The organism is Kitasatospora sp. NPDC059803, from assembly GCF_042732255.1.
Taxonomy (GTDB): Bacteria; Actinomycetota; Actinomycetes; order Streptomycetales; family Streptomycetaceae; genus Kitasatospora.
Genome location: NZ_JBHWIJ010000287.1, coordinates 1 through 11,032 on the forward strand (window position 1 = coordinate 1; position 11,032 = coordinate 11,032).

Genomic DNA, 11,032 nt, shown 5'->3' on the forward strand with positions numbered 1-11,032 from the left:
CCGCAGGCCTGGCGGCTACCACCCCGAGTCATCGATAAGGGGCCACCGTTGGACCGGTGAGCAACCATGCGAAGGGGCCCGCACGTTCGGGGTGAACGGGCGGGCCCCTGGCGTTCGGCGGTCAGCCCACCGAGGAGTAGGCGATGATGCCGCGGCGCAGGCCGTCGACGGCCTTGCGGGCCGTCCGGCGCAGTTCGGCGTCCTCGCCGGCCGCGTCCTGGATCTGGCCGAGGACGTCGATCAGTTGCTTGGTCCAGCGGACGAAGTCGCCGGCCGGCATGTCGGCGTCGCGCAGCACCTGGTCCAGGCTGTGGCCGAGGGCCCAGCGGTGGGCGGCCCAGGCGAAGCCGAGGTCGGGCTCGCGCTGGCCGACGCCCTCGGCGGTGTTGATCCGGTGCTGTTCCTCCAGGGCGTCCAGGTGGCCCCAGATCCGGACCATCTGGCCGAGCGCCTCCTTGGCCCCGCCCTCCGGCACCCGGGGGGCGGTGGCGTCGTCGGACTGGCGCGCCTCGTAGACCAACGCCGAGGCGCAGGCGGCGAGTTCGGCGGCGTCCAGGCCACTCCAGACGCCTTCGCGGATGCACTCGGAGGCGAGCAGGTCGAGTTCGCCGTAGAGCCGGCCGAGGCGCTTGCCGTCGTCGGTGACGGTGTCGCCGCTCAGGTAGCCGAGGTCGGTGAGCAGCCCGCAGACGCGGTCGAAGGTACGGGCGATGGTGTGGGTGCGGGAGCGCATCCGGCGTTCCAGCGCCTCGGTGTCGCGGTGCAGGCGGTGGTAGCGCTCGGCCCAGCGGGCGTGGTCCTCGCGCTCGTCGCAGCCGTGGCAGGGGTGCTGGCGCAGTTCGGTGCGCAGCCGAGTGATCTCCTGGTCGTCGGCGGCGGCCGCGCGGCCCCGGCGGAACCGCTCGGGTTCGAGGTGGCCGGCCTTGGTGCGCAGCGCGGAGGCGAGGTCCCGGCGGGACTGCGGGCTGCGCGGGTTGAAGGACTTGGGGATGCGTACCCGCTCGACGGCGGCGACCGGGTACGGGAAGTCGATCATGGCGAGCCGCTTGACCTGCCGCTCGGCGGTGAGCACCACCGGGCGGGGCCCGTCCTGGAAGTCGGGGTGGCGGCCGACCCGGCCGTTGCGGCTGACCGGCGGCAGGCCCGGGTCGAGGACCAGGGCGAGACCGGCGAACTTGCCGGTGGGGACGTGGATGACGTCGCCCGGCTTGAGCTGCTCGATCGACTCGACGGCGGCCGCGCGGCGCTGGCCGCTGCCCTCGCGGGCGAGCTCGTTCTCCCGGTCCTTGAGTCGGCGGCGCAGGTCCATGTACGCATCGAAGTCGCCGAGGTGGCAGGTCATCGACTCGCGGTAGCCCTCCAGCCCCTCTTCGTTGCGCTGGACCTGGCGGGCGATGCCGACCACCGAGCGGTCGGCCTGGAACTGGGCGAAGGAGGTTTCCAGCAGTTCGCGCGAGCGGTGCCGGCCGAACTGGGAGACCAGGTTGACGGCCATGTTGTAGGACGGCCGGAACGAGGACTTGAGCGGGTAGGTGCGGGTGCCGGCCAGGCCGGCCAGCGCCTCCGGGTCGAGGCCGCGCTGCCAGAGCACCACGGCGTGGCCCTCGACGTCGATGCCTCGGCGCCCGGCCCGGCCGGTGAGCTGGGTGTACTCGCCGGGGGTGATGTCGGCGTGGGTCTCGCCGTTCCACTTGACCAGCTTCTCCATGACCACCGAGCGGGCGGGCATGTTGATGCCGAGCGCCAAGGTCTCGGTCGCGAAGACGGCCTTGACCAGGCCCTTCACGAACAGCTCCTCGACCACCTCCTTGAACCGCGGCAGCATCCCGGCGTGGTGGGCGGCGATGCCGCGCTCCAGCCCGTCCAGCCACTCGAAGTAGCCGAGGACGTGCAGGTCCTCGTCGGGGATGTCGGCGCAGCGCTCCTCGACGAAGGCCCGGACGACCGCGCGGTCGGCGTCCTTGTTGAGCCGCAGGCCGGAGCTGAGGCACTGCTGGACGGCGGCCTCGCAGCCGGCCCGGCTGAAGATGAAGGTGATCGCGGGCAGCAGGCCCTCGGCGTCGAGCCGGTCGATGACGTCCACCCGACCCGGCGTCCAGACCCGGCCGGGGCGCCCGTTGGGCATGCTGCGGCCCCGGCCGCGGCCGAACCGGTCGCGCGGGTTGCGGTCCAGCTCGGAGCGGGCGAGCCGGACCAGCTCGGGGTTGACGGCCTTGCCCGGGTTGCGCGGGCCGTCCTTGGGGCGGCCGTCCCGGTCGGGGTTGGCGAACAGGTCGTACATCCGGTTGCCGGCCATCACGTGCTGCCACAGCGGCACGGGCCTGGTCTCGGAGACGATCACCCGGGTGCCGCCGCGCACGGTGTCCAGCCAGTCGCCGAACTCCTCGGCGTTGGAGACGGTCGCGGAGAGCGAGACGAGGGTGACCGACTCGGGGAGGTGGATGATGACCTCCTCCCAGACGGCGCCGCGGAAGCGGTCGGCGAGGTAGTGCACCTCGTCCATGACGACGTAGCCGAGGCCGTCGAGGGTGCTGGAGCCCGCGTAGAGCATGTTGCGCAGCACCTCGGTGGTCATGACCACCACGGGGGCGTCGCCGTTGACGGTGTTGTCGCCGGTGAGCAGGCCGACCTTGGCGGCGCCGTAGCGCTTGACCAGGTCGCCGTACTTCTGGTTGGACAGCGCCTTGATGGGCGTGGTGTAGAAGCACTTGCGGCCGCCCAGGAGGGCCAGGTGCACGGCGAACTCGCCGACGATGGTCTTGCCCGAGCCGGTGGGCGCGGCGACCAGGACGCCCGAGCCGGCCTCCAGCGCCTCGCAGGCCTCCAGCTGGAAATCGTCCAGCGGGAAGTCGTACAGCTGCTGGAAGCCGTGGAGCGCGGTCGCCTGCTCCTTGGCCCGGCGGCGGCTGGCCGCGTACGCCTCGGCGGGGCTGAGCTCCTGGTCGTCGTGGGGCTGGGGCTCAGGGGTGTTCATCGCCGTCCGGGTGTGGTTGGTGTGATCTCGCATCTCAGCGAGAGGTTACCCGGCGGCACTGACATCGATAGCACCGTTTTTCCGTGCGACTTTCCGTACGGCTTTCCCCGCGGCTTCCCTGCGTCGGGATCGGCCGCAGGATCGGCCACTGGATCATTCCGGGATCGCTTCCCTCTCACATCCATAGTTGCAAACATCTTCAAGTGATCAGAGTCCGACCAGCTTCGGACGTCTCCGGTCATCCCCGGTGGACGGCCGCCGGTCTCCCTACCGTCGTTGCCACGGCGGAGCCACCGCCACCAACTCACGGGAGGACACCGACGATGGCGAACCTGGAGACGTCCCTCAAAGAGGCCATGGGGATCGACGGCGCGATCGGCGTCGCCCTGGTCGACTACGGCAGCGGCATGGCGCTCGGCAGCCTCGGCGACGGCGGCGAACTGGACCTCAACGTCGCCGCCGCCGGGAACACCGACGTGGTCCGCGCCAAGATGCGGGCGATGGAGATGCTCAACCTGCACGACAACGAGATCGAGGACATCCTGATCAGCCTCACCAACCAGTACCACCTGGTCCGACCGATCACCACGCCCACCGGGCGCGGCCTCTTCCTCTTCCTGGCGCTCAACCGCGGCCGCTCCAACCTCGCGATGGCCCGCCACCAGCTCAAGCGGATCGAACTCTCGCTGGAGATCTGAGCGGACCGACCCCAGGGAAGGGGGGACTCGTGGCGGTAGCGCTCTACCAGGCCAAGGCCGAGTTCTTCCGGATGCTCGGCCATCCCGTCCGGATCCGGGTGCTGGAACTGCTGCAGGCCGGACCGACGCCCGTCCGCGGGCTGCTCGCCGAGCTGGAGGTCGAACCCTCCAGCCTCTCCCAGCAGCTCGCGGTGCTGCGCCGGTCCGGCATCGTCACCGCCACCCGGGAGGGCAGCACGGTGGTGTACGCGCTGGCCGGCGGCGACGTCGCCGACCTGCTGCGAGCGGCCCGGCGGATCCTCACCGGGCTGCTCGCCGACCAGAACCTGCTGCTCGCCGAGCTGCGGGCCAGCTCCGAGCGGGCCGGCTCCGAGCGAGCCAGCCCAGAGTAGCTACGTGCGAGCCGGCCCGGAATAACCGCGCGCGCAGGCCGGCCCCCGCGCGCCGGTCAGCCCTTCAGCAGGTCGGCCAGCCCGTCCGCCAGCCGCTCGTACTCCCGCGGCCGGTTGTACAGCTGCGCGCTGACCCGCAGCACCCCGCCGCCGGCCCACGGGCGGATCGCGATCCGGGTGCCGAGCCGCTGCCACACCTCGTCCCGCAGCGGTTTCACGTCCTGCTCCGCCTCGACGCACCCGGCCGGCAGCCGGACGGAGCGCATCCAGACCCCGGGCGTAGCGGGCAGCGGCGCCAGGCCGGCCCGCTCGGCGAGCACCCGCTGGCCGTACCCGGCGAGTGCGGCGTTGTGCGCGGCCACCGCCTCGGGGCCGAGCTCGCGCAGCAGCTCGAACCCGGCCGGGGCGGCGAGCCAGCCCGTGTAGTCGCAGGTGCCGCGCCATTCGACGTTCCACGGGAAGCCCCGGTCGTGCTCCCAGGAGAAGGTCAGCGGGCGCACCCGGTCCACCCACTCCGGGCGGACGGCGAGCACGCCGGTGCCGCGCGGGGCGAAGGCCCACTTGTGCAGGTTGCCGAACCAGAAGTCGGCGTTCGGGTCGACCGGGGCGGGCAGCATGCCGGGGGCGTGGGCGCCGTCCACGACGGTGGTCACGCCGCGTTCGCGCAGGTCGGCGAGCAGGCCCGGGCCTGCGATCAGGCGGGCGGTGGGCGAGGTGATCTGGTCCAGCACCGCGACGGTGACGCGCTCGTCGACGGCGGCGAGCACCGCCTCCCGGACGGCCTGCTCGTCGGGGGTGTCCAGCGGCAGTTCGACCTCGACCACCTCGGCGCCGGTCTCGGCGGCCCGGCGCTCGGCGGCCCGGGTGACCACGCCGTAACCGTGGTCGGTGACCAGGATCCGGTCGCCGGGCGCGAACGGGATGGTGTCCAGGGCGATCGCGACCGCCTCGGTGACGTTGGAGACCAGGGCGAGCCGGTCCGGGTCGACGGCCAGGTCGGCGGCGATCCTGGTGCGCGCCGCGCCGACCCGGGCCGGCAGGTCGGCGAAGAAGCCGTCCGGGTCCAGCTCGTGTTCGGCGCGCAGCCGCTGCTGCGCCCGCTGCACGGGGACGGGCACCGCGCCGTACGAACCGTGGTTCAGGTGCGCCGCGTCCGGCGAGATGCCGAACAGCCCGTCGGCCGCGGGCAGCGGGGCCGGGGGTTCGACGGTCCACAGGTCCTCGATCACGGCATCCTCCCCATTGTGGTGTGTGACATTTCACATGACAGGGTACTGGTCGGGTGGCGCGCTCCGATACGACGATCGGGCCGTGACCATCACCGACCCCTTCCTGTCGCTCAGCGCCCGCACCGGCCGGTTCACCTTCGGTGCGCCGCGCGCGTTCACCCTCGCCGAGGACGGTACCCGGCTGCTGCTGCTCCGCTCGACCGGTTCCGAGGATCCGGTCGACCGCCTGTACCTGCTCGACGCCGCCACCGGCGAGGAACGACTGGTCGCTGACCCGGCCGTCCTCGCCCCCGGGCGCACCGGCCGCCGCGACGACCTGCCCGCCGTCGAACGACGGCTGCGCGAACGCACCCGCCTGGTCGCCGCCGGCATCGGCACGTACGCGGCCACCGCCGACCTCGCGACCGCCGTCCTCGCCCTCGACGGCCGACTGTTCCGGATCGACACCGCCACCGGCGCCGGCACCGAACTGCCCGTCGCCGGGCCCGCGTTCGACCCCCGGCCGGACGCCGCCGGCGAACGCGTCGCCTACGTCGCCGACGACGCCCTGTACGCCACCCCCGACCTCGAACCGCTCTCCCCCGCCGACGGCGCCCGCTGGGGCGTCGCCGAGTTCGCCGCCGCCGAGGAGCTCGGCCGCTCCCGCGGCCACTGGTGGCGCCCCGACGGCGGCGCGCTGCTGGCCGCCCGGGTGGACGAATCCGCCCTCCCCCGGCGCTACTTCGCCGACCCCGCCCACCCCGGCGAGCCCGCCGAGGACTTCGCCTACCCGCAGGCCGGCGGCCCCAACGCGGACGTCCAGCTCTGGGTCCTCGGCCTCGACCGCAGCCGGGTACGGCTCCGCTGGGACGCCGCCGCGTTCCCGTACCTCTGCGCCGCCACCTGGGCCTCCGACCAGGAGCTGCTGCTCACCGTCGCCGACCGGCTCCAGCAGCACGTCCTGCTGCTGACCGCCGACCCGGCCACCGGAGAGACCCGCGAACTCTCCCGCACCACCGACGAGTTCTGGGTCGACGACCTGCCCGGCACCCCCGCCCGGCTGGCCGACGGCCGACTGCTCACCGCCCACGACACCCCGCAGGCCCGCGGCCTCGCCCTGGACGGCAAGCCGCTGGACACCACCGGGCTCCAGATCCGCCGGGTGGTCGGGCACCTGGACGGCCGGCTGCTCTGCGAGACCGGCCAGGGCGACCCGGCCGACCAGTACGTCCACCTGGTCGACCCGGAAGGCGGCGCACCCGAACCCGTCACCACCGGCCCCGGCGTGCACTCCGCACTCGCCGCCGGCCGCACCCTGCTGCTCACCACCGCCGACGCCGACGGCATCCGGCGCCGACTGCTGCGCGACGGCTCGCTCGACGCCTCGCCCGACGGCCCCGCGCTGCCACTCACCGACCTGAGCGCCGCCCTCCCCTACCGGGTGCGGCCACGGCTCGCCCGGGTCACCGAACTCGGCCTGCCCACCGCCGTGGTGTACCCGCGCAACCACGTCCCCGGCCGCCGGCTGCCGGTGCTGCTGGACGTCTACGGCGGGCCCGGCTTCCAGGCCGTGGCGGCCGAGCCGCGCCGCTGGCAGCTCCGCCAGTGGTGGGCCGACCAGGGCTTCGCCGTCGTCACCACCGACAACCGCGGCACCCCGTTCGTCTCGCCGGAGTTCACCCGGGCGATCTTCCGCCGCTTCTCCCAGGTGGCGCTGGACGACCAGGTGAACGCCCTGCGGGCGCTCGCCGGACAGCACCCCGACCTCGACCTCGGCCGGGTCGGCGTGCGCGGCTGGTCGTACGGCGGGTACTTCGCGGCGCTCGCCGTGCTGCGCCGCCCGGACGTCTTCCACGCCGCCTGCGCGGGCGCCCCGCCCACCGACTTCCGGCACTACGACACCGCGTACACCGAGCGCTACCTCGCGCTGCCGCAGGACAACCCGGAGGGCTACGCCGACGACTGCCTGGTCACCGACGCGCCCGGGCTGACCCGGCCGCTGCTGCTGATCCACGGGCTGGCCGACGACAACGTCCACCCCTCGCACACCCTGCTGCTCTCCGAGGCGCTCACCAAGGCCGGCCGCCCGCACAGCGTGCTGCCGCTGCCGGGCGTCACCCACATGACCCCGGGCGGGGTGAACGAGCAGGTCACCCAGGCCGAACTCGCCTTCCTGCGGGCGTCCTTGGGCTGAGCCGCCGGATTCGCGGGCAGGGGCGTCGCACCGGTGGTGCGGCGCCCTTCGCCTTGCCCGCACCTCTTCCACGTGACCCGTGACATGTGAAATATTACCTGCGCTTCACCGAACGATTACTCCACCCCCAAACCCCATCCCCCGGAAAGGACCGGTCAGTTGCGCAGACTGTCCGCCGCTCTTGCGGCCGCGCTCACCACGAGCGCGATAGCCGCCACCCTGCTGGGCACCCCCGCCCAGGCCGCTCCCCCTGCCCCCGCCACGATCGCCGCGGCCGAACGCGGCACCGAGGCAGGCGGCGCCGAAGCCCCGCCCGCACCGCTCGCCCCCCAGGAGCGCGAGCGCCAGGCGCTCCGCACCAAGGCCCTGGAACAGCTCAACCAGGGCTCCGTCGCCAAGACCGCCGGCAAGCGGGCCCCCGCCAAGGTGAAGGTCGGCAACGACTACGTCCAACTGGCGCACCAGCGCACGGACAAGGTCTTCGTGATCCTCGCCCAGTTCGGCGACGAGGTCGACAACACCACCCAGTACAACGGCCAGCCCCGCTACGGCGGCACCCCCGGCCCGCGCCACGACCAGATCCCCAAGCCGGGCAAGGGCGACAACCACACGCTGTGGGAGCCGGACTTCAGCCGCGACTACTACCAGAAGATGTTCTTCGACGACACGCCCGGCACCGTGTCCATGCGCAACTACTACCGCACCCAGTCCTCCGGCCGCTACGACGTCCAGGGCACCGTCAGCGACTGGGTCACCGTCCCGTACAACGAGGCCCGCTACGGCAGCAACAAGGGTCCGCAGGGCTCCGGCGCCTGGACCCAGGGGCAGGAGTTCATCCGGGACGCCGTCAAGGCCTGGTACGACGGCGAGATCGCCAAGGGCCGCAGCGTGGCCGACATCAAGGCGCAGCTCGCCCAGTACGACGTCTACGACCGCTACGACCACACCAAGACCGGCGAGTTCAACCAGCCCGACGGCTACCTCGACAACGTCATCGTGGTGCACGCCGGCGTCGACGAGACCTGGGGCGGCGGCGCCCAGGGGGCCGACGCGCTGTGGGCGCACCGCAGTTGGACCTTCCCCGACGCGACCGGCCGGACCGGCCCGGAGGGCAACAAGATCGGCGGCGCGCCGGTCGGCGACACCGGCCTCTACGTCTACGACTACGTCCAGGCCGGCGAGAACAGCGGCGTCGGCCTGTTCGCCCACGAGTACGGCCACAACCTCGGCCTGCCCGACCTGTACAGCACCAGCGGCGGCGACAACAGCGTCAACTTCTGGTCGCTGATGTCCTCCGGCTCCTACCTGGGCAAGGGGCCGAACACCACCGGCGGCTACCCGGGCGACCTCGACGCCTGGAGCAAGCTCCAGTTCGGCTGGCTCGACTACGACGAGGCACAGGCCGCCACCCGGTCCAGCCACGCCCTCGGGGTGAGCGGCTACAACACCGACCAGGCCCAGGCGCTGCTCGTCCACCTGCCGGACAGCACCACCAGCACCGACCTCGCCGACCCGTACGAGGGCGCCAGGCAGTGGTGGAGCGACACCGGCGACAACCTAGACAACTCGCTCAGCCGGGACGTCGACCTGCGCACCGCCACCGGCCCGGCCGCCCTGGACGCCGCCGCCTGGTACGACACCGAGCAGGACTACGACTTCCTCACCGTCGAGGCCTCCACCGACCAGGGCAAGCACTGGACGGCCCTGGGCGGCACCGTCGACGGCGCGCCGATCGGCAACACCAGCGCAAACACCCCCGGTCTCAGCGGCAGTTCGGGCACCTACCGGAAGCTGCACCTCCCGCTGGACGGCTACCTCGGCCAGCAGGTCCGGCTGCGCTTCCACGCTACCTCGGACGGCAACACCCACGGCCGGGGCGTGCTCGTCGACGCCGTGAAGATCACCGCCGGCGGCACCGAGCTCTTCGCCGACGGCGCCGAGAACGGCGCCAACGGCTGGACCGCCACCGGCTTCACCGTCATCACCGGCCGCACCGCCGTCAAGCAGCACCCGCGCGCCTACCTCGCCGAGAACCGCCGCTACACCGGCTACGGCGCGTTCCTGAAGACCGGCCCGTACAACTTCGGGTACAGCGGCGTCGCGGGCAAGGCCGACATCGTCGACACCTACCCGTACCAGGAGGGCGTCCTGCTCTGGCTGTGGGACACCGCGTACGGCGACAACAACACCAAGGACCACCCCGGCGGCGGGCTGATCCTGCCGATCGACGCCCACCCGGCGGCGGTCCGCTTCGCCGACGGCACCCTGGTCAACGGACGGGCGCAGACCTACGACGCGCCGTTCTCGCTCAAGCCGACCACGGCGTTCACGCTGCACAAGGGCGGCGTCGCGGTGCGGATCCCGTCCGAGCCGGCCGTCCCGGTCTTCAACGACCACACCGGCACGTACACCGACCCGGCCCTCCCGCAGCTCGCGGTGAAGGTGCCGGACACCAACACCAGGATCGAGGTCGTCCGGGAGTCCCAGGGCGGGCGGATCACCACCGTCCGGGTCGGCCCGGCCTCGTAGGAACCCCCAGCGAAGGCCCCGGGCCCCCGACGAAAAGGGGCCCGGGGCCGGCTCATGGGCCTCACCTCGCCCGGATGGCGGTTCACGCCGACCTCCGGCGAGGCCGTTCGGCGCCGACTCCAGGGGGTAACTGTCCTGCTCGGCAGGGGTGGTACCGCTCCGCGCAGCGAATGATCCGACCACGTCCGGTACGCTTGATCTTCAACAGGACTTGAAGTCAAGGAGTCAAGGAGTCCAGGAGTCGAGGAGCAGGCATGGACACCGCACCGGTCGACCTGCTGAGCGTCGGCGAGGTGGCCCGGCGGGCCGGGATCGCCACCTCGGCGGTGCGCTTCTACGAGGACCAGGGGCTGATCTCCTCCGAGCGGTCGCCGGGCAACCAGCGCCGCTACCGGCGGCACGTGCTGCGCCGGATCTCGCTCATCCTGGTCGCCAAACGGCTCGGCATCCCGCTCTCCGAGGTGGCCGAGGTGTTCACCGGACTCCCCGAGGACCGGATGCCGGGCAAGCACGACTGGGACCGCATCTCGCGGCGCTGGGCCGAACAACTGCGCGCCCGGCGGGCCGAGTTGGAGCGGCTGGAGGAGGAGCTGACCGGCTGCATCGGCTGCGGCTGCGTGTCGCTGCGCCGCTGCCGGGTGCTCAACCCCGGGGACGAACTGGCCGCCGAGGGGCCCGGCCCGCGCCGGCTGCTGCCGGGCACGGCGGGCGAGGCGGGCGAGGCGGGCGGGCCGTCCGGACCGTGAGAACGGCCGGGCCCTGAGAACGACCGAACCGTGAACACGGTCGGACCATGAGAACGGCCGGACCGTGAACACGGTGGAACCCGGTCGGACGCGGCCCTCGTGAGGTTCCCCGCCGCGCCCGACGGGGCGTCTGCGGCGAGGGATCGCGTCCCTCGCCCGTTGGGTGGCGTACCCCCCCGCGGGGGGGGCACTGGGCGGTACGGCGGCTCGTTGTGGCCCGCCCCAGACCGGCTCCGTCGGGCCCCGGACGGCGCCGGGGATAAATACCACCCGGAGTGGGAGGGCCCCGCC

Annotated in this window: 7 protein-coding genes; 5 read left to right on the forward strand and 2 right to left on the reverse strand. The window is 72.9% G+C overall.

Annotated features, from left to right (window positions below; all coding sequences use genetic code 11):
• Positions 1-121 precede the first annotated feature (121 nt).
• Complete coding sequence (locus ACFV6I_RS32150; protein WP_063346881.1) at positions 122-2,974, reverse strand: RNA helicase; 2,853 nt, start codon at positions 2,972-2,974, stop codon at positions 122-124.
• 323 nt (positions 2,975-3,297) lie between these two features.
• Here ACFV6I_RS32150 and ACFV6I_RS32155 point away from each other — a divergent pair, with 323 nt between their 5' ends.
• Together ACFV6I_RS32155 and ACFV6I_RS32160 are read left to right on the forward strand one after the other, a co-directional pair.
• A complete protein-coding gene (locus ACFV6I_RS32155; RefSeq protein ID WP_063346882.1) occupies positions 3,298-3,672 on the forward strand; it encodes a hypothetical protein in 375 nt (124 codons plus the stop codon).
• A 29-nt stretch (positions 3,673-3,701) separates the two neighbouring features.
• A complete protein-coding gene (locus ACFV6I_RS32160; RefSeq protein WP_380429120.1) occupies positions 3,702-4,064 on the forward strand; it encodes an ArsR/SmtB family transcription factor in 363 nt (120 codons plus the stop codon).
• A gap of 56 nt (positions 4,065-4,120) precedes the next feature.
• Here the strand turns inward: ACFV6I_RS32160 and ACFV6I_RS32165 are convergent, their stop codons facing one another.
• The gene (locus ACFV6I_RS32165) at positions 4,121-5,293 is read right to left on the reverse strand and encodes an aminotransferase class V-fold PLP-dependent enzyme (protein WP_244293311.1); all 1,173 of its coding nucleotides are present in this window, start codon (positions 5,291-5,293) and stop codon (positions 4,121-4,123) included.
• A gap of 82 nt (positions 5,294-5,375) precedes the next feature.
• On the opposite strand from ACFV6I_RS32165, the gene ACFV6I_RS32170 reads away from it, so the two are divergent.
• The 3 genes from ACFV6I_RS32170 (at position 5,376) to soxR (ending at position 10,741) form a co-directional block, all read left to right on the forward strand.
• A complete protein-coding gene (locus ACFV6I_RS32170; RefSeq protein ID WP_380429123.1) occupies positions 5,376-7,466 on the forward strand; it encodes a prolyl oligopeptidase family serine peptidase in 2,091 nt (696 codons plus the stop codon).
• Between the two features lie 159 nt (positions 7,467-7,625).
• Positions 7,626-9,995: an immune inhibitor A domain-containing protein gene (locus ACFV6I_RS32175; protein WP_380429126.1), complete on the forward strand. Its 2,370-nt coding sequence runs from the start codon at positions 7,626-7,628 to the stop codon at positions 9,993-9,995.
• 254 nt (positions 9,996-10,249) lie between these two features.
• Positions 10,250-10,741, forward strand: coding sequence for a redox-sensitive transcriptional activator SoxR (soxR, locus tag ACFV6I_RS32180; protein WP_380429129.1), 492 nt, complete (start codon positions 10,250-10,252; stop codon positions 10,739-10,741).
• The last annotated feature ends 291 nt before the right edge of the window (positions 10,742-11,032 follow it).